25 protein-coding genes and 1 pseudogene are annotated in these 20,848 nt (G+C 68.6%); 16 read left to right on the top strand and 10 right to left on the bottom strand.

What is annotated here, in order from left to right:
- Window positions 1-495 precede the first annotated feature (495 nt).
- Window positions 496-1,056: a hypothetical protein gene (locus AB0O15_RS42675; protein ID WP_364332049.1), complete on the bottom strand. Its 561-nt coding sequence runs from the start codon at window positions 1,054-1,056 to the stop codon at window positions 496-498.
- Window positions 1,057-1,216: 160 nt separating this feature from the next.
- Between AB0O15_RS42675 and AB0O15_RS42680 the strand changes: the two genes are divergently transcribed.
- Together AB0O15_RS42680 and AB0O15_RS42685 are read left to right on the top strand one after the other, a co-directional pair.
- On the top strand, window positions 1,217-1,723 hold the full coding sequence (locus AB0O15_RS42680) for a cyclic nucleotide-binding domain-containing protein (RefSeq protein ID WP_364332051.1): 507 nt from the start codon (window positions 1,217-1,219) through the stop codon (window positions 1,721-1,723).
- A 33-nt stretch (window positions 1,724-1,756) separates the two neighbouring features.
- Window positions 1,757-2,680 (top strand): universal stress protein, encoded by a 924-nt coding sequence (locus AB0O15_RS42685; protein ID WP_364332054.1) that lies wholly within the window; start codon window positions 1,757-1,759, stop codon window positions 2,678-2,680.
- 50 nt (window positions 2,681-2,730) lie between these two features.
- Here AB0O15_RS42685 and AB0O15_RS42690 read toward each other — a convergent pair whose 3' ends face one another.
- A complete protein-coding gene (locus AB0O15_RS42690) occupies window positions 2,731-3,057 on the bottom strand; it encodes a universal stress protein (RefSeq protein WP_364332057.1) in 327 nt (108 codons plus the stop codon).
- Entirely contained in the window at window positions 3,054-3,521 is a 468-nt protein-coding gene (locus tag AB0O15_RS42695; RefSeq protein ID WP_364332060.1) for a universal stress protein, read from the bottom strand. The genes AB0O15_RS42690 and AB0O15_RS42695 overlap by 4 nt, the downstream gene beginning before the upstream one ends.
- A 244-nt stretch (window positions 3,522-3,765) precedes the next feature.
- Here AB0O15_RS42695 and AB0O15_RS42700 point away from each other — a divergent pair, with 244 nt between their 5' ends.
- From AB0O15_RS42700 to AB0O15_RS42735, 8 genes are all read left to right on the top strand, one after another.
- Window positions 3,766-4,710, top strand: coding sequence for a nitroreductase family protein (locus tag AB0O15_RS42700; RefSeq protein WP_364332062.1), 945 nt, complete (start codon window positions 3,766-3,768; stop codon window positions 4,708-4,710).
- 86 nt (window positions 4,711-4,796) lie between these two features.
- The gene (locus AB0O15_RS42705; RefSeq protein ID WP_364332064.1) at window positions 4,797-5,126 is read left to right on the top strand and encodes a CBS domain-containing protein; all 330 of its coding nucleotides are present in this window, start codon (window positions 4,797-4,799) and stop codon (window positions 5,124-5,126) included.
- A complete protein-coding gene (locus AB0O15_RS42710; RefSeq protein WP_364332066.1) occupies window positions 5,107-5,211 on the top strand; it encodes a CBS domain-containing protein in 105 nt (34 codons plus the stop codon). Before AB0O15_RS42705 ends, AB0O15_RS42710 begins: the two co-directional genes overlap by 20 nt.
- 93 nt (window positions 5,212-5,304) lie before the next feature.
- Entirely contained in the window at window positions 5,305-5,994 is a 690-nt protein-coding gene (locus AB0O15_RS42715; protein ID WP_364332069.1) for a CBS domain-containing protein, read from the top strand.
- Window positions 5,995-6,141: 147 nt separating this feature from the next.
- Window positions 6,142-7,155: a type I glyceraldehyde-3-phosphate dehydrogenase gene (gene gap / locus AB0O15_RS42720; protein WP_364332072.1), complete on the top strand. Its 1,014-nt coding sequence runs from the start codon at window positions 6,142-6,144 to the stop codon at window positions 7,153-7,155.
- 22 nt (window positions 7,156-7,177) lie between these two features.
- Entirely contained in the window at window positions 7,178-7,510 is a 333-nt protein-coding gene (locus AB0O15_RS42725) for a CBS domain-containing protein (protein WP_364332263.1), read from the top strand.
- 552 nt (window positions 7,511-8,062) lie between these two features.
- Window positions 8,063-8,458, top strand: coding sequence for a sigma-70 family RNA polymerase sigma factor (locus tag AB0O15_RS42730; protein WP_364332265.1), 396 nt, complete (start codon window positions 8,063-8,065; stop codon window positions 8,456-8,458).
- Window positions 8,455-9,027, top strand: a complete 573-nt coding sequence (locus AB0O15_RS42735) for a hypothetical protein (RefSeq protein ID WP_364332075.1) — start codon at window positions 8,455-8,457, stop codon at window positions 9,025-9,027. The genes AB0O15_RS42730 and AB0O15_RS42735 overlap by 4 nt, the downstream gene beginning before the upstream one ends.
- A gap of 102 nt (window positions 9,028-9,129) precedes the next feature.
- On the opposite strand, the gene AB0O15_RS42740 is transcribed toward AB0O15_RS42735, so the two are convergent.
- Together AB0O15_RS42740 and AB0O15_RS42745 are read right to left on the bottom strand one after the other, a co-directional pair.
- Complete coding sequence (locus tag AB0O15_RS42740) at window positions 9,130-9,309, bottom strand: winged helix-turn-helix transcriptional regulator (protein WP_364332078.1); 180 nt, start codon at window positions 9,307-9,309, stop codon at window positions 9,130-9,132.
- A gap of 141 nt (window positions 9,310-9,450) precedes the next feature.
- Window positions 9,451-10,203, bottom strand: a complete 753-nt coding sequence (locus tag AB0O15_RS42745; RefSeq protein ID WP_364332081.1) for an SDR family oxidoreductase — start codon at window positions 10,201-10,203, stop codon at window positions 9,451-9,453.
- Between the two features lie 441 nt (window positions 10,204-10,644).
- Here AB0O15_RS42745 and AB0O15_RS42750 point away from each other — a divergent pair, with 441 nt between their 5' ends.
- Window positions 10,645-11,241, top strand: a complete 597-nt coding sequence (locus tag AB0O15_RS42750) for a TetR/AcrR family transcriptional regulator (RefSeq protein WP_364332084.1) — start codon at window positions 10,645-10,647, stop codon at window positions 11,239-11,241.
- A 145-nt stretch (window positions 11,242-11,386) separates the two neighbouring features.
- Entirely contained in the window at window positions 11,387-12,106 is a 720-nt protein-coding gene (locus tag AB0O15_RS42755; RefSeq protein ID WP_364332087.1) for an IS6 family transposase, read from the top strand.
- Between the two features lie 693 nt (window positions 12,107-12,799).
- Here the strand turns inward: AB0O15_RS42755 and AB0O15_RS42760 are convergent.
- Window positions 12,800-13,417 carry a TetR family transcriptional regulator gene (locus AB0O15_RS42760; protein ID WP_364332089.1) on the bottom strand — a complete coding sequence of 206 codons (618 nt, stop codon included), beginning with the start codon at window positions 13,415-13,417 and terminating at the stop codon, window positions 12,800-12,802.
- A 125-nt stretch (window positions 13,418-13,542) separates the two neighbouring features.
- On the opposite strand from AB0O15_RS42760, the gene AB0O15_RS42765 reads away from it, so the two are divergent.
- From AB0O15_RS42765 to AB0O15_RS42780, 4 genes are all read left to right on the top strand, one after another.
- Window positions 13,543-14,238 carry an SDR family NAD(P)-dependent oxidoreductase gene (locus AB0O15_RS42765; RefSeq protein WP_364332091.1) on the top strand — a complete coding sequence of 232 codons (696 nt, stop codon included), beginning with the start codon at window positions 13,543-13,545 and terminating at the stop codon, window positions 14,236-14,238.
- Window positions 14,239-14,327: 89 nt separating this feature from the next.
- Window positions 14,328-14,612 (top strand): DDE-type integrase/transposase/recombinase, encoded by a 285-nt coding sequence (locus AB0O15_RS42770; RefSeq protein ID WP_364332094.1) that lies wholly within the window; start codon window positions 14,328-14,330, stop codon window positions 14,610-14,612.
- Window positions 14,613-14,635: 23 nt separating this feature from the next.
- Window positions 14,636-14,863, top strand: a complete 228-nt coding sequence (locus tag AB0O15_RS42775) for an IS3 family transposase (RefSeq protein ID WP_364332097.1) — start codon at window positions 14,636-14,638, stop codon at window positions 14,861-14,863.
- A 705-nt stretch (window positions 14,864-15,568) separates the two neighbouring features.
- Entirely contained in the window at window positions 15,569-18,010 is a 2,442-nt protein-coding gene (locus AB0O15_RS42780; RefSeq protein ID WP_364332100.1) for an FG-GAP-like repeat-containing protein, read from the top strand.
- Between the two features lie 673 nt (window positions 18,011-18,683).
- Here the strand turns inward: AB0O15_RS42780 and AB0O15_RS42785 are convergent.
- The 4 genes and pseudogenes from AB0O15_RS42785 to AB0O15_RS42800 all read right to left on the bottom strand — a co-directional run bounded on the left by AB0O15_RS42785 (window position 18,684) and on the right by AB0O15_RS42800 (window position 20,632).
- Window positions 18,684-19,111, bottom strand: a pseudogene (locus AB0O15_RS42785) (DUF418 domain-containing protein).
- Between the two features lie 297 nt (window positions 19,112-19,408).
- The gene (locus AB0O15_RS42790; RefSeq protein WP_364332102.1) at window positions 19,409-19,591 is read right to left on the bottom strand and encodes a hypothetical protein; all 183 of its coding nucleotides are present in this window, start codon (window positions 19,589-19,591) and stop codon (window positions 19,409-19,411) included.
- Window positions 19,592-19,609: 18 nt separating this feature from the next.
- Window positions 19,610-19,804, bottom strand: a complete 195-nt coding sequence (locus tag AB0O15_RS42795) for a hypothetical protein (protein ID WP_364332105.1) — start codon at window positions 19,802-19,804, stop codon at window positions 19,610-19,612.
- A gap of 480 nt (window positions 19,805-20,284) precedes the next feature.
- On the bottom strand, window positions 20,285-20,632 hold the full coding sequence (locus AB0O15_RS42800) for a hypothetical protein (RefSeq protein WP_364332108.1): 348 nt from the start codon (window positions 20,630-20,632) through the stop codon (window positions 20,285-20,287).
- Window positions 20,633-20,848 lie beyond the last annotated feature (216 nt).

Raw genomic sequence — 20,848 nt, forward strand, 5'->3', positions numbered from 1 at the left:
GCCACCGTGCGAGTACGCCGCCGGCGCGTCCTCAACGGGCTGATCAACGAGTATTCCCAGGCTGCGTAACCGAAGCCGGATTTTCGAACGGTACAGGGCTGAACGCGCTGTGGCGCGAGCGGGAGAGCGGCCTGACAACGCCGCTTCTGGGGAGCCGGAGCCAGGCTTCCCGGCCGTAAGGTGCGGAGTCCTGTGCTGCCGGTCTGGCACGCCTTGGCGGTGGGTCGGTGTGCTTCCAGGCGACGGCATGGTGGGCGAAGACGGTCCAGTCACCGGCGAGCAGGTCGAGGGGCTTCCTTGCCCGGATCGCGGCCGTATATTTCCTTGATCGCGAACCGTACCCAGGCGTCGACGCTGACCAGGTCATTGATGTTGCCGACCCACTGGGCGACCTAGCCGAGTTTCCTCGATAAGTTGATCTTCCCCCCCGCTCGACGGTTCTCTTGAGGCGGTTCATCGCGCGGCGGCCGTTCCCGTCCGATCGAGACGTTCGGGTTACGTCAGGCTGCCGATAACCCGCAGGTCGTCGGCACCGGCTGCGACGACGTCGGAGCGTACCGAGTGTAGGAGTGCGTCAAGAAGGCTGAGGCGTGAGCGGTCGGGATTGGTGCGAACGGCTGGCGGCGCGTCGGGGTCGCGGAGCTTCTCGATGGTCTTCTGGCTCGCGTGAGGCTGGATGATCACAACCCGCGCGGGGTCGGTGGGGCCGCGCATCTGAAGCACCTCAAGGAACTCGTCGCGGTTCTGGCGACGCTCGCCGCCGGTCCATGTCGCTCGTGTCTCACCGCGCGGGCCGGACAGCTCTGAGAGCAGGAAGTCTGTTGTGAGGTATTGGACGTTTTTGAGTGCTTGGCTTGCGACTACTTCGTATTGGGAGACGGAAATGCCGCGGGCGAAGCGGTGGGCGAGCACCAGCTCGGGATCACTTCGCCGGCGGCGTTCGCCGGACGGCCGGTTGACCAATAGCGCAACCGCGACCACGAGCAGGCCCGCGCCCAGGATCAGCGTCAGCACCAGCCAGTCCATGCTCATGCCGACGTACTGGTTGAACATCATGGCCGTACTCCCCTTCCGCGTCGGATGGCTCCGATGGTGAGGGAGGAGGGAGGGTGATGGTCAGGGCCGGAAGTCCCGGAACAGGGGACGTCCGGAGCTGCCAGGTCCGGCATCGCGCGATGCACGCTGACGGGAACACCTATCGGCGTGGAGGTGCCCGATGTCGAGTAGAGCGGTCTACCACCAGATCGCCAAGCACGGCTTCGTCGCCGGTCTGTCGCCGGCGTGGCTGTGGCGGCTGGCGGCGTGCGGCGAGCTGATCGAGCGGCCATCGGGGTTCCGGTTGTTCGACGACGGTGACCCGGCCTACGCCTTCTGGCTGGTGCGGTCGGGTGTCGTCGCCCTCGACCTCCCGGGCATCACGTACGGTCACGTGCGGATCGACCGGCTCGGGCCCGACTCCGTCCTGGGCTGGTCGTGGCTCGTCCCGCCGTACCGGTTCGCTCTCGGCGCGGTCGTCGCCGAACCGATGCGAGCGGTGGAGATCCGCGCCTCCGGCGCGAGGAAGCTGCTCGAGGAAGACCCGGGCGTGAAAGCCGAATTCATGACGCGCTACGTGGGCGTGCTCGGAAAGCGTCTCGTCGCGGTACGCCGGCGACAGGCTCTCTCGAGCTTCGGCGGGGAAGACCTGACAAAGGTCCCGTACGCGACGGCCGATCGGCAGTGACGTGGCTTCCCGGTACGGCCCTACGGTCCAGTCATGCACGGTGTGGTGACGGTGGAGGAGAAGCTTCCCGTTCTGGTCGCAGTCGACGGGTCGCGCAACGGCCTGTCGATCGTCGATCTCGGCGTCATGGAGGCGCTCCGGCACCGGTCCCCGCTGTCGATCGTGCACGTCTGGCCCGGACAGTACGTGGGACCCTTCCGCGGGCGAGGGCCGGTGTCCGGCCCGGAGGACGGCCGCCGGCTGCTCGACCTCGCGGCCCGCCGGGCCGAGCACCTGGCGCCCGGGCTGGAGGTCGTCACCGATCTCGCCCAGGGCAGTGCCTTCGGCACCATCACCGAGCGTTCCGGCACCGCCCGGATGCTGGTCGTCGGACACCGCGACGGTGTGCTCACCCGGCCGAGCTGGGGTTCGACCACGGCCTATCTGGCGCACCACAGCGCCTGCCCTCTGCTGGTACATCGAGGTGTGGCGCCCAGCGGTGGGCCGGTCGGCGTGGCCGTTTCCCTGCGGTCGGACGTCACCGCCTCCGTGGATGTCGCGGCCGAGGAGGCGAGTCTGCGGGGCGTACGCCTGGTCGCGGTGCACGCCTGGCCGCCACCCGACGATGCCACCGCCGCCACCTCCAGAATTCCGCCACCAGCTCTACGCGATGCCGAGGAACGCCTGTCCGCGGCGCTCGCCCCGGCCACCGCGTCTCATCCGGAGCTGCTGGTCGAGCAGGTCGTCGTCTCGGGCGGGGACGTCGACTACACGATTCAGCGCGCGGGTCGTCGCTGCCAGCTGCTGGTGGCCGGGATGGGCGCGACCAGCCGGGTGGCGGAGCTGCTCTACGGCGGACGGCTCGACCAGTCCCTGAGACGGCAGCCGCCGTGCCCGGTCCTGCTGGTTCCGCCGGCGTGGCGGCCCGCCCGGGGCAGCGTGACGGCCACGGCCGTCGACGGCAAGGACGCCGGTTGACGCAAGGATCGGCGGGCCGACGATGTCGTCGGCCCGCCGTTGTTCTTCTCTCATTGGGTGATGTAGACCGGGCAGTCCGCGTGGTGCAGAAGTTGCAGGCCCGTGGAACCAAGCACGGAGCCCGTGATCGCGCCGTGGCCGTGACTGCCGACGACCACCAGTTGCGACCTGTGCGAGACGCCGGCCAGCACCGCGGCGGCGCTGTCGTGCGACAGCAGCGTCGTCACCCGCACCGCCGGGTACTTCGCGATCCACGGAGCCACCAGCTCGTCCAGGCGCTCCCGCTCGTCGGCGTCGTCCTCCGGAGTCGCCACCTCGGCCGCCGGCATGGCGCCGTACATCCACAGCGGCACGGCCGGCAGATAGGTCCGGATCACGTTGAGGTCGGCCCCCGCGTCGCGGCTTCCTCGAAGGCTGTCTCCAGCACCACCTGGGCGGCGGGGGAGTCGTCGACGCCGGCGCTGACCGGTCCGCCGTCGATGCCGGACCGGCCGCGCACCACGACCACCGGGCAGTCGGCGTGTGTGGCGACGTGCTGGCTCACCGAACCCAGCAGCAGACTCGCGAAGCCGCCCCGTCCCCGGTTGCCCAGAACCATCAGCTGCGCGTGCTCGGCCAGGGCCAGCAGGCGGGGCACCGTCCGGCCGAGCAGGGTGCTGGTCTCGATGGAGATCCCCGGCGCCACGGCGGCCGCGGCGTCGAAGGCGTTCGCGGTGATCGCCTCGGCGGTCTTCTGCGCGGCGTGCAGGACAGCGCCGCTGGAGTCGTACCTCGCGCTGGCCCATTCCCAGTCGAACGCGTGCACGATGTGCAGCACCGCCCCGCGCCGCTGAGCTTCCAACGCCGCCCAGCGCACGGCGGCCTTGCCCGGCTCGGCGCCGTCCGACCCACGATGATTTTCCTGGCGTCCATGATTCCTCCCAAGGTCCTGACCGCATCGTCACGCGATTCGCGGTCGCAGGGCAGGGCGGCAAGTCCCGGCCGGCCGGGACCTCCGGCAGGTGCTCGCCGATTCGGGACCGATGGCACTGTGACCCCTGTCCGCCGTCCGCTCTTCTGGATGTACCGAAGGGGAAGGGTCTGTGATGAGAGGTCTCCGGGACTGCGTCGCCGCCGCGACCATGGCGCCGTCATTGCACAACAGCCAGCCCTGGCTGTTCCGGATCAGGCCGGACGGGGTGGACGTGCATGCTGATCGGCGCCGCCTGCTCGAGGTCCTCGACCCGGCCGGGCGGGAGCTCCTGATCAGCGTCGGCGCGGCCTTGTTCACCCTGCGTCTGGCGCTTCGAGCCACGGGCCACCGCACCGGCCTGCGGCTCTTCCCCCAGCCCGACGACCCGGGTTTCGTCGCCTCGGTCACGGTGGGCCCCGAACTGCCGGTGACACCGGCGGTGGAGGCGTTGGCCGCCGCCGTCGTCCACCGGCACACGAACCGGTGGCCGTTCGCCCGGTCCGTCATACCCGTAGATGTCCTGGAGCATCTGCGGGACGCCGCCGGCCGGGAGGGCGCGACCCTCGACGTGGCGAGCGCGGTGAGCCGGAACGCGATCCTCGGTCTGTCCGAGGTCGCCGACCGCCGGCTGCGGGCACGCGGTGGGTATCGGGCCGAACTGGCACGCTGGACGCTTCCGGGGCGCCGTCGCGTCGACGGCGTGCCCGTCACCGCGATCGGACCGTGGGATGCCCTGGAGTCCATGCCGATCCGCGACTTCGGGCTGCTGCAACCGCAACTGAGGCGCACCGCTGAAACGTTCGAGCCACACCCGACGATCGCGGTCCTCTCCACCGCCGGCGACACCGAGATGGACTGGGTGATGGCAGGCCAGGCGATGCAGCGGGTGCTGCTGACCGCCACCTGGCTCAACCTCGCCACCACCCCGATCAGCCAGCCGATCGAGATACCGGTGGTCCGCGAGCTGCTCTCCGACCGCGAGGCCGGGCGATGGGCGCAGATCGTCCTGCGGGTCGGCTACGGCCGCCCGGCCACAGCCACACCACGCCGGTCGCTCGACGAGGTCTTGTGCAGCTGACTCGGGATCCCGCACCGGCGGGACTGATGGCCCTGAGCAGGCGCGGAGACGACTCGTAGGGTCAGGGACGTCGACAGGAGGCTGTCATGAAGCTGTGGCGTGTGGATGACGTCATGACCACCGACGTCGCAACGGTGCGCGAGCGGACCCCGTGCCGCGAGATCGCCGATCTGATGATCCATCGGAAGGTGAATGCCGTACCGGTCGTCGACGACACCGGTCATGCGATCGGCGTGGTCGCCGTGTCGGATCTGATGCCCGGGCCGGTTCGCGCGCCGGGGGGCCGTTATCTCCACGTCCGGCGCAAGGGCCGTGCCGGTGTCGCGCGGGACGTGATGAGCAGGTCGGTGGTCGCCGCACTGCCGTCGCTGGCCGTCGGCTTCGCGGCCCCGCCTGATGCGGCGCGCGAAGGTTGATCGGCTGGTGGTCGTCGACCGCCGCGGCCGCGTCGTCGGGATCGTCATCCGCAGGGATCTGCTGAGTGTCTATCCCGGACGGTGACGGCGAAGGTCCCGTCTCGCCGGGGCGAACGGCCCTGCCGGCACGATTCACGCCCGGCTTACCTTGAGGACGAGCCGACAAGGAGGTGGCGTGATGAGAAAGTGGACGGTCAGTGACGTGATGACCAAGGCGGTCGTTTCGGTGCCGCCGGACGCCCCGTACCGGGCGGTCGTGGACATCCTGATGGAGAAGCGGGTGAGCGCGGTCCCGGTCGTGGACGACTTCCACCGCGTGGCGGGAGTGGTGTCCGAGGCGGACCTGCTTCGCAAGATCGAGTACGCCGGCGACGAGGAACCGCGCATGTTCGAGGGCCGGCGCCGCCGCGCGGACCGGACCAAGGCCAAGGCTCGGCGCGCCCGCGATCTGATGAGCTCGCCGGCGATAACCGCTCAGCAACAGACCACGATCGCGGCCGCCGCCCGGCTGATGGACGGCGAGGGCGTCAAGCGGTTGCCCGTGGTCGATGACGCCGGCCGGTTGGTCGGCATCGTCACCCGCGGCGACCTGCTGAAGGTGCACCTGCGTCCGGATGACGAGATCCGGTCCGACGTCAGCGACAGCATCGAACGCGATCTGCTGGCGGAGGACGCGAAGGGCGTTGCGGTCACCGTGACCGAGGGCGTGGTCACGTTGTCCGGCAAGGTCGAGCGCTGGTCCACCACCGAGCTGGCCGACCATGTGGTCCGGCAGACGCCCGGTGTGGTCTCAGTGGTCAACCGCCTCGACTACACCTTCGATGACCGGGCCATCGTCGGCCCCGGCGTGATCACCGGCATCGCCTGATCCGCGTCGAAAGGTGCCGCCTTTCGGGCGGCGCCTTCGGCGTGTCCGCCGCTCGCCGGCCGGGCCCGCCCGGTCAGGACCTTTGGCCCTGCTGAGCGCCGGGTCGCGGCGAAATGCTGGGAGGTGAGGACACCGGAGGAGGACACCATGACCTATCGCATCGCCATCAATGGTTTCGGCCGGATCGGTCGCAATTACCTGCGTCTGCTGAGCGACCGGAAGATGGCCAACTCGGGGCTGGAGGTGGTGGCGATCAACGACCTGTACGACGCCGCCACGCTGGCTCACCTGTTGGAGTACGACTCGACGTTCGGACGTCTCGACAGCGAGGTCGGCACCGACGACGACCGGCTGATCGTGGGCTGGCACAGCATCCCGACGTTCGCCGAGCGTTCGCCCGACGCGCTGCCGTGGGGGGGCCTGGGCGTGGACCTGGTCATCGAGTCGACCGGCAAGCTGCGTACCCGCGATGACGCGGCGCTGCATCTCAAGGCCGGCGCGGGCCGGGTGCTGATCTCGGCCCCGGGCAAGGGCGTCGACGCCACCCTGGTGCCAGGCGTCAACGCGGACAGCTACGACCCGGAACGCCACCAGATCGTGTCCGCGGCCTCCTGCACCACCAACTGCGTGGCGCCGCTGGTCAAGGTGCTGCACGAGGCATTCGGCATCGAGCACGGCTACCTGACCACCGTGCACGCGTACACCAATGACCAGAACATTCTCGACGGCCCGCACAAGGACCCGCGCCGCGCCCGCGCGGCCGCGATCAACATCATCCCGACCAGCACCGGCGCCGCCAAGGCAGTCGGGCTCGTGCTGCCCGAGCTCGCGGGCAGGCTCGACGGCGTGGCGCTCCGGGTGCCGGTCGTCGACGGGTCGATCAGCGACCTGAGCCTGCAGTTCGCGACCGAGGTCAACGCGGCCGGGATCAACGAGGCCGTTGCCGCCGCGTCGGCGGTGGCCCCCTTGGCCGGCGTCATCCGCTACAGCGAGGCGCCGCTGGTCTCCAGCGACATCGTCGGCGACCCGGCGTCCTGCGTGTTCGACTCCCGGCTGACCCAGGCCCAGGGCCGGCTGGCCAAGGTGTTCGGCTGGTACGACAACGAGTGGGGCTACACCAGCCGGCTGCTCGACCTCACGAAGCAGTTCGCCGGGAGGTGACGACGTGCGCGCCAAGGACATCATGACAAGCCCGGTGATCACGATTCAGCAGATCGCGTCGGTGGAGAGCGCCACCGAGCTGGTGACCGCCCACAACGTGACCGCCTTGCCGGTGGTCGACGCCGTCGGCAAGCTGGTCGGCATGGTCAGCGAGGGTGATCTGCTCCAGCAGCGGGTGCCGGCCGCCCCGTCCACCCACCTGCGTCGTGACTGGGTGGGCAAGCCGGCCCGCCCGCCGGGCATCGTCGCCGAGGTCATGACCACCGGCGTGGTCACCACCTGGCCCGACGCCGACGTGGTGGTGAAGCAGCAGAACGGATCTCGTGAATACGAGAGCACCATGTGGAACGAATAGACCTTCGCGATCCCGACGTGGGCCAGGATGGCGCCCTCGTCGCCCCAGTCCACCTGGGCCTGGGCACCGGTCACGACCTCGAACCGGCGGTGCAGCCCGGCCAGCTGGTCCGGGCTGATCCCCAGCTCGGCTGCAATCATGGGCCTCGCCTGCTGCAGATACAGCTTCACCCGCTGGTAGTCGCCGGTGAACCCGTACTGCTCGACCAATCGTTCGTGAATGACCGTGCCCTTGAGCAGCAACTCCGCTCGCAACCACGCGTCCACCACGTGCGCGAACGCGTCGATCACCTGCCCGCGGGACGGCCTGATCTTCCGCCGGGGCGGCACTTCGCCAGTGTCGCCAGCCAAATACTTTTTGACCGTCCGCCAGTTCAGGCCCGTCTCGCGGGCGATCTCCGAGACACTCGCGCCGGCCTCGTGCAGGGCCCGGAACCGGCGCACGTCCAGCCACCGCTGCTCATCCAGAGCCCCCATCGCCAGCCGCCCAACGTCCGCCCGACAACGACCAGAGCAGCCTCACGCCCAGCACCTCGCGTACGACGCACAAACCGTGCTCACCTATGCACGTTCACTCGTACGCAGCTCTGCACTCACACAGCCGTACGCCGACAACTACCGCGGCAGCGCCCGCGAGCAACAGGTGGTGGCCCAGCTGAACGGGCATCGGCTGCTGGACGAGGAGGACATCGCCGCGCTCGAGGAGCGGATCGACGCACAACGCGCCGCGCGCGAGCTGTCCCAGCGGCACAGCGCGCTGAGCGAGCCATTGCGCGAAGTCCTCGATCTGCTGACCGTCGACGGCCTCACCCCGCGCGAGGTCGCCCAGGTCCTCGGCCTCAACCGGGTGACGGTGCGCAGCCGCCTGCTCCGCGCGAGGCGTGCGCTGCGCGCCGAACGTCCATCCGTCATCAAAGTCACAGAACCCATCCTGGAGGTTGTCTCATGAGCACGCCCACCGGATTCAAGCAGCGCCTGGCATCGGAGCTGTCGGCCATGGCCACGCACCCGGCCCCCGCTCAGGCCACCCGGACCCCGGCCCGGCGTCTTCGCGTCCCGTTCACGATCGCCGCGGTGGCGACGGCCGTCGTCGCGACGGCGGTGGTCGTGCCGGCGCTGAGCGGCGCGGGCGGCTCGCCCGCATACGCCGTGACCAAGGAGGGTGACGGCTCGCTGGTCATGGACCTGAAGCGCGGCGACGGCATGCCCGGCCTCGAGAAGCAGCTGAAGAAGATGGGCGTGCGGGCGGCCATCCTGAAGGCGGACGAGGACTGTTCCACGGGCATGCCGCCCATGGTTCCCGGGTCCTCCCAGCGCGAACCGGTGACGTACTTCGACAACGACCCCGGGAGGGCCCGCATCAACCCGGACCGGATCCGGGACGGCGAGACGCTACTCATCGTGGCCGAGTTCAGGAAGGGCGACGACACACCCTTCGCGGTGTCCGACCGGTTGGTGCTGAAGGTGCCGACGTGCAGCGTAGGCGAGATAGGCACCTTCGTCGCGCACGCGGGGTGACCCTCGGGCGGAGCCACGGGCAACCTCCCGCGGCTCCGCCACGTCCAACAGCACCATCACGCCCATGCCCCCGAGCGGCTTGAGCGTGTCGGTCGATGGTGTTCATTCTGATGATGAGGACAGGTGCGCTTCGGCCCACCGAGTGAGCTCATCCAGGGCCGGACGTAGCGCGTAACCATGCCCGGTGAGTTCGTACTGCACGCGCAACGGAGGACCGTCCATCACCTTGCGCACGACAAGGTCCAGGCTCGCCAGCTCCACCAGTGGCTGCTTGCTACCCACGGACAAAACCACACCGCCACCCGCAGCTCAGAACGGGTCTCCTGCTGGAGTACCAGTGTGGCTGTCTCAGCGCGCGGAGCGGCTCTGAGGGCGCACCAGCCGGGCGAGCACGACCATCCGGTTTGTTCTTGGTCCGAGGCGTCAGATCGCCTTCGCCATGTGGCCGCCGTCCACGAGGATGGTCTGGCCGGTCAGGAAACTCGCGCGGTCGCTCGCGACGAAAACAATGACCTCGGCGATCTCCTCCGGCGTGCCGAGACGGCCGAGCGGGTTGCTTTCGGCCATTGTCTGGAACCTCTCGGCACCGATGAACTCGGTGACGTTATCGCTCGACACGTTGCCCGGCGCGATACCGTTGACCCGGACGTTGTCGGAGCCCCACTCGGCGGCCCACGACCTGGTGTAGGAGTCGATTGCAGCCTTCTGCGCGCCATAGGTGGACATGTGGGGCATGTGGCGCGTTCCGGCGATGCTGCTGATGTTGACGACGGCGCCGCCGCCGCGGGCGGCCATCCCTCTGGCGAAGCCTGTCGTCAAGGCGAAGGCTGCCCGAATGTTGACATCCCAAGACTCGGCGTTCGCTGCGAGGTTCTGTTCCAGGCTCGGCCTGATGCTGGCCCGGTAGCTCGCCGCGTTGTTGACGAGGACGTCGACGTCACCGGCCTCCTTGATGAGCCTGTCGACGTCAGCGGAGTCGCTGAGGTCGGCGAGGATGAAGCGGGCCTCACCGCCCGCCGCGAGGATGTCGGCGACGACCTCGTCCCCGCGCTCCTGGTGCCGACCCGTGATCAGAACCGTGGCCCCGTCGCGCGCGAACGCCTGCGCGGTCGCGGCACCGATTCCACCCCGTGATCCTGCCCCCGTGATCAGGACATTCTTCCTGTTCGAGCTCATGGTTGTCTCTCGACCTCTCCAACGTAGTGAACGTTATATTTAACGTTCACTACGAATATAATCACGGGGATCTCAGGCGTGCAAGCGGCCTGCCCCGCCGGCCACGCCGAAGACTCCCGGTCGCGACTAGCACTACTACGGGACCATCGACCTCGGCGAGGACGGCTACGACGCGTTCCTCAAGGCCACCCTCCCGACAGGGGGGTCAGGGTCCACTCAGCGCGCCGTATGCTTACCCCCATACCCGCTACCTGTGGATGAACCGGCTGCACTGCGTCGGGGCTGGCACGCTTCACGCCGAGGATTCGCAGGCCACCTACGACGGCTGCTCGGTCGCGTAGCACGCCGGCCGGGTGACGAGCCGACAGCCCTTTCTCCCCTCCAGGAAGGTCTGCCGGCCTGCCGCGGTTGGTAGGGTCAAATTCAGCAAAGGAGGCCAGAATGCCCCGTGGCAGGCCGCGAGAGTTCGACGCTGACCAGGCGCTGGACCGCGCAACTGATGTGTTCTGGCGCCAGGGTTACGACGGGACGTCCATCACCGACCTAACCGCGAGCATGGGTATCAGCGCCCCCAGCCTCTATGCAGCGTTCGGGAACAAGCGCCAGATCTTCGACAAAGTCATGGACCGTTACATGCAGACCAGGCTCGTCCGTCGGGCGGAGGCACTTTCCCTTGACGACCCCGTCGAAGCATCGCGAAATTACCTGGAGGGAGTCGTCCTCGACGGGACTATGCCTGGCCATCCGAAGGGCTGCCTTATGGTCGGAGGCGCGCTGGTATGTAGCGACGCCAACCGCGACGTGGCAGATCAGCTCGCCACCCTGCGAATGGATGTTCGGAAGGACCTCCAGCGCCTGTTCGCGCGGGCCATCAAGGCTGGCCGGCTGCCCGCCGACGCCGATGCCGCGCCACTCGGCGCCTACGTCGCGGCCGTCGCGCAAGGAATCTCCGTCGAGGCCTCGGGCGGTGCGTCCAGGCAGAGCCTCATGAAGATTGTGGAAGTGGCCCTGTCAGCCTTGCCGACGTCTGCCACTTAATCCGCGACCGTCCGATATCGCTCGCCGCTGCTGGATCTCAGGTCAAGGTCGCTGACCGCGTAGCCGTGTAGCCGCTGCGCAAGCCGAGGTTGTTTTGCGGGCTCTGTTGCATTGGCCGATCGGAGGATCGAGGCACGCTTGAGCAGTGAAGAGTGCAGCGCGTTGTCGGGTTTGGTCACCTCCGCGGTCGGCGTTCGCCGGCTTCCGATTCCCGGCCGACGTGATCGTGGTCGCAGTCCGCTGGTACCTGCGTTACGGCCTGTCCTACCGCGACGTCGAGGAACTGCTCGTCGAACGTGGCGTCGAGGTCGACCACGTCACCGTCTTTCGGTGGGTCCAGCGCTTCACACCGCTGCTGGCCGACGCAGCCCGGTTCACCCGCCGTTCGCCCGGTGACCGCTGGTTCGTCGACGAGACCTACGTCAAAGTCAACGGCGTGTGGCGCTACGTCTACCGGGCAATCGACCAGCACGGCCAGGTCGTCGACGTGCTGCTGTTCGTCCGCCGAGACGCGGCGGCGGCCCGCCGATTCTTTACCCGGACGCTGCACACGCTCAAGGTGATGCCGACCGAGGTGGTCACCGATGCTGCCGCGGTCTACCCGGCCGTGCTCGACGACTTGGTGCCGGCGGCGTGGCATCACGTCGAGCAGTATGCCAACAATGCGATCGAGGCCGATCACGGTCAGCTCAAGCCCAGGCTCAGACCCATGCGCGGACTCCAGACCGATCGGAGCGCGCAGGTCGTGATCGCCGGGCACGCCTTCCTGCAGAATCTGCGCCGCGGCCACTACGAACTCGCTGTCGACAGCCGGCCTGCGCTGCGGGTCGCCGCGGCGTTCACCGAACTTGCCCAGGCGATTTAGACACCGCACTCGGCCGGCCTACGCCTGTCCAGACCTGTCGCAATGCAACAGAGCCCCCTCGGCTGCTTCGCTCCGGGAGAAGGCTGGGGACACCGCCGGCGCCGAGGCCCTGTGTCGGCAGGCCGCCGACCGCGGCGACACCGACGCGCTGCAGGACTTGGCCGAGCTGGCGGGAGTGTGCCGGAGACACCCCTGGCGCTGGTCAGATACGGAGGTTTGGGCTGACCGGGTCTGGTGAGATTGCTACCGGTTTGGACTTCGAGTCGCCGATCCCCGGTCTGTCTGGTTGAGGTACACCTCGCCGGACGCGGACGTCGCGGACACAGGGAGGGCTCGGGCTGGCGGTTCGACCAAGCAGTTCCTGAGCCACCCCATGCCGCAGTGATCATGTTGTGCCCACGTAGTGGAGTGCGTGCACGCACCGCTCAGGCGTTGAGGCCCTCGACTGTGCGGCGGCACACCTGGTCCCATGGGTCGGCTCGATGCCGAAGTGGGCGCGGGCCGCAGAGTCGTCGAGCACGTGGGGCCGCGTCCACTGGTAGCTCATCTCGGCGATCTCCCGGGTCATGGGCGAGGCGAGCCCGCCCGCGCGCAGCAGCCCGGCCCGGGATTCCCCGTACGCGGACGGCGGGTTTGCCCGCGGCGGCGAGCATGTCTGTCAGGGCCTGCACCTGCGTCTTGCGACGAACCGCTTCAGCCCTCCACGGCGGTCATAAGGCCCGGGCGGGGTCGTGGGGTGGCCAGACGCGTGGCGGCCTCCACGACGGAGGCCCTACGGTGAGCGTCGTCCTTTCCGCCAGGGCCGGCGAGCATCCGGGCGACGTGGGGGGAGACCGACCACCAGCTGGCCAGGGCCAGGACCATGAAGACCAGGTGGGCTGCCTCGATGCCGTTGTCGATCACCCCGCGGCGCTGGGCGGTGGCGACCGCGTCGACCTTGGCCCGGTACAGCTCGCCGCGCGAGGCCTCCTGCGGCACGGCCCCGGCATCGGCCATCCCCTCCCACACCAGCAGGCGCGCCAGATCGGGGTGGGCAAGCTGGTAGTCGAAGCTCGCCCCAGCGAAGGAGCCCACGTCGTCGGCGCCGTCCACCACCAGGGGCACCGCGGCAGCGATGGCGTCGACCTGCTCGCGCACCAGCGCGGTGAACAGGGTCGTCTTGTCACCGAAGTGGGCGTAGACGCGCTCCTTGTTCACCCCCGCCCGCGTCGCGATGCGCTCGACGGTGGTGCCGTGCTGGCCGTGCTCGGCGAACTCCGCCAGACCCGCGGCCGCGATCCTGCGCCTGGTGCCCTCCACGTCCCTGCTCACGAGGGGAGCATACCACCTGAGGCAACGCCAACGTTGACGTTGGCTTATGGAGTGCGTAGGTTCCCATCCCATGGCGCTGCCAGCACGGACCGCGCTATCACACCCCAACACGAAGGAGCCCCCGCATGACCATCACGCTGATCACCGGTGCCAACAAGGGCCTGGGTTACGAGAGCGCCCGCCGCCTGACCGCCGAAGGGCACACCGTTTACCTCGGAGCGCGCGACCTCGAGAAGGGTCAGAGCGCCGCCGCCCAGCTGGGCGCGAGGCCGGTCCAGATCGACGTCACCGACGACGCCTCCATCCAGGCGGCGATGGCGGAGATCGACGAGCGCGAGGGGCGCTTGGACGTCCTGGTCAACAACGCGGGCATCTGGGACAACCTCGACGGCGCTGACGAGCTCACCGCGACGATGGCCTTCGACCAGTTCGACACCAACGCCACCGGCGTGGTGCGCACCACCCAGGCCGCGCTGGCACTGCTGCGCCGCTCCGACAACCCGGTCGTCGTCAACGTCTCCAGCGGCCTGGGGTCCTTCGCGATGGTCACCGACCCTGCCTCCCATCAGTTCGGCGTCCACTCGATCGTCTACTCCGCGACCAAGGCCGCCGTCGACATGCTGACCGTCAGGTACGCCCAGGCGGTACCCGACATCAAGTTCAACGCAGTCGACCCCGGCTTCCTGGCCACCGACCTGCACGGCAACTCCTCCGCGCAGGACCCGGCGATCGGCGCCGAGGTCGTCGCGCGTATGGCGATCATCGACCGCGACGGGCCCACCGGCACCTTCCAGTGCCAGGATGGCGAACTCGCCTGGTGAGCTAGCGGTGGTTTGTCGCCTTCGTAACTTTTCCGTTGTGGGGACTGTACAAATAACGGCGGATCTCGATCTTCAAGGGAGACGCCAGGATGACGACGGAACCTATCCGCCGCGACTTCACCGCCGTCGCGCCGGGTCGCAGGCTGGTCGGCGACATCACCTACCTGCCCACCGCCGAGGGCTGGCTGTATCTGGCCACCACAATCGACCTGTTCAACCGGGAAGTCGTCGGGCATGCCATGGCGACGCACATGCGCGCCGAGCTCGTCTGCGACGCCGTCGAGCTGGCTCACCGGCGTGGCCTGGTCCGCCCGGACGCGATCTTCCACTCTGACCGGGGCAGTACACCTCCACGACCTTCCGGACCACACTGACCAGGCTCGAATTGCGAGCGTCGATGGGCCGGACCGGGTCGTGTTACGACAATGCCGCGGCGGAGTTGTTCTTCGCCAGCCTCAAGACCGAGATCGGCACCCGTGTCTTCGCGACCCGGGCCGAGGCACGCCGGGCAGTGTTCGCCTACATCAACTACTACAACAACAAAAGACTGCATTCCACCGTGAAACATCAGACACCACGCGAAGCGCGTGTCTGCTACCGTCCATCCATCGCCCTCGCGGCATGAAACTCCGGTGTCCGATCCCGGGTGGAACTCCAGTCGTACGGAGACATACCACATCGGACAGGGCAAGGTACCGGTGAGGTGATGCGAGACCAGCCGGCGGAAGGTCAGGTAGTCGAGGATCCCGAAGCTCGGTCGCCCCGCGGCCGAGGCCGAGATGACCGCCGCGGTGGCCGCCCTGGACACCCGTTGCCGGTCACGGTGAGCGTCGGCATCCTGCACCGCGCCAAGCCGCCCCCGACCACACTCTCTCGGCCGTCCTGGAATGCGCCGACCAGGCCCTCTACGAGGCCAAGCGGGCCGGCCGCAACCGCTGCGTGGCATCCTCCGAATAGGCCCGACCCGGTACTCCGATGGACGCCCGTCCGCCGTCGCGAATCCACAACGTAGAGATAGCGCGCGGCGATCGGTTCGGACGAGGGTGTTCCACATCGGAACAGTGGCCCTTAGTGGCACTGCCCGTTCACAGGCCACTACTACCGATCGTGGTGATCCCGGCACGACCCGAATGGTGCTTCGAATGCCACTGTGTTGACCCACCACCACCATGACATGCTCCTTTGGCCTCGGCCAGTACGGACGGCGTCCGAATGGCTCAACGCAATCCTTTGGAGGCACTCTCGAGCGGACGAGCGCAAAGGATCGATCGATCTGTCGTAGAGCGGACAAGATGATCACCACACTGCCACTGCGTAGGAGTCAAGCTCAGTGAAAGCTGTCCAGAGCCGTCCGGCGGTTCCGGCCGCGACGATGGCCCGCAAGTACACCAAGAGACGTCTTCTCGGCGTTCCGCTCCTTGTCCTCATCCTGACCCTGGCCATGAACTTGGTAGCGCGGCCGGCCGCGGCCGGGACCGACTCCGGCTGCTTATCGTTCGGGTCGTCGTTCGCCATCCAGCCGATCTCCGGTGACGGTACCGGCCTGCGCGTCGGCTGCGCCCGCGACTCCGGCGGGCTGCGCTCATTGGCGGGCAATGACAATGACCTCATTGCCGCCATTGACTTCAAGGTCGGCGCTCGCCCGGACCAGTTCCGCCAGGCGATGAACCAGTGGGTCAATACCACCCGCGCCGATATGAGCCGGGGGCTGTCGCTCAGCCAGGCCCTCACCGTGCGGGCTGAGCGCGACAGCGTGGGCTACTCAGCGCTCAGCGAAGTCCGGTATGGCGGCAGTATCCAGGTGGTCGGCGACAGCATCGTGTTCGTGGTGCCGGCTGGCGACATCGGCACCGCTGGCTTCTGGGACGGCTTCTGGAAGAAGCTTATCGCCGGCTTGGTCGTGGTGGCCTCGGCCGTGGTCATTGGCGGGATCTGCCTGGCCGCCTTCGCCGTCGGCGCCCCGCCCGCCGCACCGGTCTGCGGCGCGATCGCCGGCGGTCTGTCGGCCGGCATCGGCGAACTGGTCAGCGCCGCCCTCGATGGCAGGCCGATCGACGGCGAGGCGTGGGGCAACGCCGTCGGCGCCGCGATCGCCGGTGCGGCCGGTGGCGCGTTCCTCGGCGCTCTCGCGCAGTATTTTGCCAGCGGCTCCCGTAGCCTGATCGCCAGCCTCCAAGTGACAGTACGGCGCTACGCGACGATCTTCGATAGCTGGCGGGCGCCCCTGGATTCTATCGCCAACCTGCTCAACCCCGACATCGCACAGATGATCAACAACACTATCCAGCGCATCGTGCGCGGCGTCGGCGCGACCCGGCTCCGGGTCATGCCGCTGGGCGATTCGATCACCTTCGGCTACGCCAGCTCGGACGGATCCGGCTATCTGGCCCGCTTCAGGGAGATCGCCGAGGTCGGCAGCAGCCAGGTCGAGCTGGTCGGCTCTCAGCGGTCCGGGCCGTCGGCGCTGGCCAACGAGGGGCACAGTGGCTGGACCATTAGCCAGGTCGCCGGAATCACCGACTCCGCGTTGCGGTCGTACCAGCCGAATGTGGTGCTTCTCCATATCGGCACCAACGACATGGGCAACAATGTCGACCCCGGTGGCGCCCCCGGCCGTCTCGGCGGCCTGATCGATCAGATTCTGCGCACGGCGCCGGGCGTGACGGTGGTGGTGTCGACCATCGTGCCGGCCGCCAGCGGGACGACGCAGTCGCGGATCAACGCCTACAACGCGGCGATCCCCGGCGTGGTCGCGGCCCGGCAGCGGGCCGGTGAGCACGTGAGGCTCGTCGACATGAGTTCGGTGACCACCGCCAACCTGGCCGACGGCCTGCACCCGGACGACCGCGGCTATCAGAAGATGGCCGTCCCGTTCTACCGCGGCGTACTCGACGCGGCGGACTCTGGCTGGATCAGCGGACCGGCGGTCCCCTCCTGCCCCGGTGCGGGCGGGCGGTGGATTCCCCAAGGCGAGATCGCGAGCGGGACCGGCACAGGCGCCGGTCCTCAGGTTCGCTTCGCCGACCTCGACGGTGACGGACGCGCCGACTACCTTGTCGTGCACCAGGACGGCTCGATCGACGCGTGGCGCAACACCGGCGGCGCCCAGCCCGGCCGGCCAGGCTGGAGCCCGCTCGGTGAGGTGGCCGCGGGCGTCGGCGCGGCCGCGTCCGACGTCGTGCACCTCGCCGACATCAACGGTGACCGGCGCGCCGACTATGTGGTGGTGCGCAGTCAAGGAGCGGTCGATGCCTGGATGAACGCCGGCCCCAACCAGAACGGCCAGCCCGTATGGCTGGCTCAGGCACGCGTCGCTTCGGGCACCGGATCGAGTGGGACGGTCATGTTCGCCGACATCAACGGCGATCGGCTAGCCGACTACCTGGTGGCAGGCCGCACCAACGCGGTCAGCGCTTGGCTGAACACCGGCCCTGGCCAGAACGGCGCGTTCGGGTGGAACCCGCGCGGCGAGATCGCGGCCGGCGTTGGCACCGCCAACGACCTGCTCGCGTTCGCGGATTTGACCTGTGACCGGCTCGATGACTACGCCCTGGTCAAGCTCGACGGCTCGATCGAGGCGTGGCGCAACGTCGCCGGTGACCAGGAGGGGCGTCCCGTCTGGTCGCCGATGGGCCGCATCGCTTCCGGGATCACCGCTGATGGTCAGATTCATCTGGCCGACATCAACGGCGACGGTCTGGACGACTACCTCGTCGTCGGCCCGAACGGCTCGGTGCAGTCCTGGCAGAACAATGGTGGCGACCCGAGCTGATCGCGGCTGACGCCTAGAACCGGGCGCCGGGCCGAAGACGCCAGTCTGATCCTCAGCCCGGCGAGCGGTTCGCAGGGCCCGCACGAGACCGGTCGGAAACCCGCGCAGGCTGACGCGGGCACGAGGGCCGCGGCCGTCAGAGCAGCGACTGGCGCGTCAAGTTCGACCAGCTGGAGCGCGAAGCCAACACCTCGGAGGGGAACATCACGGCCCAAGCCCGGAGGGTGCTCCTCGACATGGAAAACAACTGCCGCTGACGCAGCAGCGCGTGCGCGAGAGCGGCCGGCCCGGCCGGGGACCTGATCGAGGTTTCCGGCCGTGCTCGTGCCGGTACCGCTGTCGGTCTGACCAACGCGAGGTAGCGAGCGGAGGAGACCGTGGCAACCCGGACGACCCGAGGCCCCCGGCCGGTCACGGTGGTTCGGTCAGCGCAGTTGCTTGACTCCTTGTCCAGTGGTGGTTCGGTTGAGCCGGAAGCTGTCACCCTTGGTGACGGGGTCGGCGGCGTTCGGCCCGGACGGACGGGCGCTGACCACCGGGTCCAAGGACCGCTCGGTGGAGTTTTGGGACGTGGGAGAGCTGTCCGGGCCGGTCCGGATGACGTCGATGCGGCGCGCTTCGCTGGGGTCGAAGTCGTTGCTGCCGCACCCGGACGGTCTGAAACTCGATGGCCTCACCCGGCGGATACCTGGCGCTGGGACCCGGCCGGCCGATCGGCCGTCGTCCTCGGCCGGCTTCCGTAGGTGACTCGGCGGATGAGCACCTCGAACGGCCCGCGCCGGTTCGCTCGATGCATCCGGTCAGCGGCGAACACGGTCACCGCCCAGGTGCAGGCGGCCAGCAGGGCTGTCGTGGCACGGTCAACCGGCCCGAGAGGTTCAGCAGGAACGGGGTGAAGACGAGCGCCCACGTAACGGACTGCAGGAGATAGCAGGTCATGGATCGCTGGCCGGTGGCGGCGATCGCCCGCACCAATGGGTGCGGACCGGACCCGACACGGGCGGCGATCAGGGACAGCAGTGCCGCGTAACCGAGCCCGCCCAGGATGGAGGTGGCATCGCGCAGGCTCGCCATCCACGCGAGCGAGGAGTCGGCGGGCATCGCGGTCGTGCCCGGAGGGCGAGCGCGAGCGGCTGAGCACCGAGCACCGCGGCGCCCAGGCCATCACCGCCGTCGGCACGAGCAGGCGCCGATGCCGGTCCGATTCCTCCAGGATGCGCCGACGACCGGCCACGAGTCCGACCAGGAAGGGGCACAGGAAACCCAGTGGGCCGGCGAGGGCAACGATGGCAGCCGCCGGCGCCCGGTCGGCGATCATCGACCCCAGGTCGACCGGAAGCATGTCCGCGTCCGGTCCTTCCCGGCTGATCGCCGCGTAGTCGTCGGTCGGTAGTGCGGTCAGGGCGAGGAACCCCGCGGCGACCAGCAGCAGCCATCGGTCCCCTCCACCACACCAAACCACGCGCCCACGAGCAGCAGCACGCCGTACGCGGCGAGGATGTCACCGACATAGAACAGCAGGGCATCAACAAATCCCACGGCCACCAGCACCAGGCTGCGCCGCCAGAGCAGCCGCCGCACGCCCCATCGGCCCAGGTGCTACTGCCGCTCGGCGATCCGGGCCACGCCGTACCCGAACAGCAGGCCGAACAGGGGAAAGGCGCGCCCGTCGACGAAGGTCGACAGCAACCACGTCACGGCCGAGTCGATGACTGAACCGCGCAACGGGTAGCCGCCGAACACCGGACCGGGCAGAAAGTGGTGCGTGTTGGCCAGAGCGATGAACAGAAGCATGAAGCCACGCGCCAGGTCTGGACTCAGCGCCCGAGCCCCCCCGGGACACAGGACTCGCAGGCCGTCGCCGCACATCGATCGTCATAGGCCGAGCGTAGAAGCGCCTGTGCCAGCTCAACATTGAACGGAGGTCGCTGTCGAGCCGACTGCCGGCTCAGCCTACGGTCATGCATCGATACTTAAGTTCCCCGCCGCGCTCTTCCCGGGGGCCTCGGGTCGTCCGGGTAGCCACGGTCTCCTCCGCCTGCTGCCTGGCGTCGGTCAGCCGTTCGATCTTGCCAGGCAGCCTCCCCGACCGGTTCTGGGCCATCCAGCTGGCAGATCGGTCGGTCCGGCCGCAACCACCTGGGACGCGGCCGACAACGCGCGTCGCATCGGGTCCCCGGCCGCGCTCCGTCGACGGGATGTTCGCTCAGCGGCATGCCGGGGCGCCGCGGCCGGGTCGTGAATCTATCAGTGCACCCGCGCCCGACCGTTCACCTAAAGCACGGAACCCACGCCGACCTGCCCGCCACAGAGCGGATCATCGCCGATGAGCGAGAGCGACGTCGCGTGTTCGAGAACTTCGCCGCCGAATTCAACAGCCGCATGATCCCGGCCGCATCGGAAGGCGGACCTCAGCCGCGGCCGGGGCAAGAGCCGGGACAGGGCCGAAAGCACCGCCCGATCGTTCGGTTCCAGATCCAGACGTTTGACCTGACGACGCAGCACCGCGACCTGGTGCCACAGCACCATGATCTCGACTTCCTTCGCCCCATCGCCGCGCAAACCCAACACGATCAACTGCAGCAACTGACCTAGAACCAGGTACCCGGACGACACGATCATGCCCGTCAGCCTGCCTGCTGAGGGCAATCGGCAACGCACAGAACCGCAGGTCAACCCCCAAACCCTGTTTTCGAGCGGTACACGGCTTGGCGGGAGGCGGGGCGTGAAGGCGAGCCCCGGCTGGTTGCATGCGCCTTCGTCGCCACCGGCAACGTCCACAAGACGCTCGAGAGCGTCGCCGGCTATTACGCTGCCGCGGGCGATTTCCAGAAGACA

The sequence above is a fragment of the Actinoplanes sp. NPDC089786 genome, assembly GCF_040684855.1.
Taxonomy (GTDB): Bacteria; Actinomycetota; Actinomycetes; order Mycobacteriales; family Micromonosporaceae; genus Actinoplanes.